The following is a 1199-nucleotide window of genomic DNA, read 5'->3' on the forward strand; positions in this document are numbered from 1 at the left end:
GGGTGCCCCCGGGGCGCTGGGATCCTGCCCGTTGGCGGCAGGCCCGGCGGCCTCGGCCGCGGCAGGCGCGGGGGCTTCGACGCGGTCTGCGGGACCGGCGGGCTGGAGGGGACCGGTGGGCTGTGCGGGTGCCCCGGGCTGTGCGGGCCCGGCGGACTGGGCGGCTGTTGGGGGCTGGCCGGGTCCGGCAGGCTGCGCGGATACCCCGTACTGGGCGGGTCCCGTGGGTTGGGCGGACGCCCCCGGCTGGGCCGGTCCGGTGGGCTGGGCGGAGCCGGTCGGCTGCGTGGACGCTCCGTACTGGGCAGGACCGGCGGGCTGGGCGGACGCACCGTACTGGGCGGGCCCCGTGGCCTGCGCGGATGCCCCGGGCTGGGCGGGACCGGCCGCCTGAGCCGGTCCGACGGGTGCGGCCGGCCCCTGCGCGGGCGCGCCTGGACCGGTGGGGGCACCGTGCCCTGCGGGTTCGCCGTGACCAGTGGGGGCACCTTGCCCTGCGGGTCCGCCGTGACCAGTGGGGGCACCCTGACCGCCGGGTCCGCCGGGTCCGCCGTGGCCAGTGTGAGCATCGTGACCAGCGGCACCGCCATGACCTGCGGCACCGCCGTGGCCCGCAACCCCGACCTGACCCGCGGGAACCCCATGGCCCGCAACCCCGCCCTGACCCGCGGCGGCGCCGCTCTGCGGGGGCACCACGGCACCCCGCTGGGGCACGGGCGCCCCCTGCACCGGGCCGCCCTGCACTGGGCCGCCCTGCACTGGGCCGCCCTGCACTGGGCCGCCCTGCACCGGCCCGCCCTGGGCCGGAATGCCGTGGGTCTGTGTCGTCTGGGCGGTCTGGGCCGCCTGCGGTGCGGCGGCGGACCGGCGGCGGCGGCCCCTCGGTGTCTCGGCCGGGTGCGGCTGCGGCGGGGTGTGGTCGTCGGCCTGGTCGTGCGGCACGGCGTCGTGCCGGCCCTCGTCGGCCAGGGCGTCGCCGGCAACGGCCGGGCCGGGCACCGGGACCTGCCCCGGAGCGTCGACGGAACCGGTCGCGTCGTCGGACGGCCGGTCGGCGTCGGCCGGCGGCAGGGCGAACACCTGACGCGGCGCCGCCTCCTGCGCGGCGGCACGCTCGTTCGCGGAGGCCAGGGCACGACGCCGGCGCCCGGTCGGCCGCGACGCGTCCTCCGGGTCCGACTCGCCGGCCTGCGCGGGCA

The 1199-nt window shown here is 80.7% G+C and carries 1 protein-coding gene; it reads left to right on the forward strand.

Annotation, left to right across the window (positions count from 1 at the left end; translation table 11 throughout):
• Nucleotides 1–570: 570 nt before the first annotated feature.
• A partial coding sequence (locus GTW67_RS16125; protein ID WP_202437305.1) for a hypothetical protein occupies nt 571–1199 on the forward strand: 629 nt, incomplete at its 3' end.

The organism is Streptomyces sp. SID5910 (assembly GCF_009862125.1).
Lineage (GTDB): Bacteria > Actinomycetota > Actinomycetes > Streptomycetales > Streptomycetaceae > Streptomyces.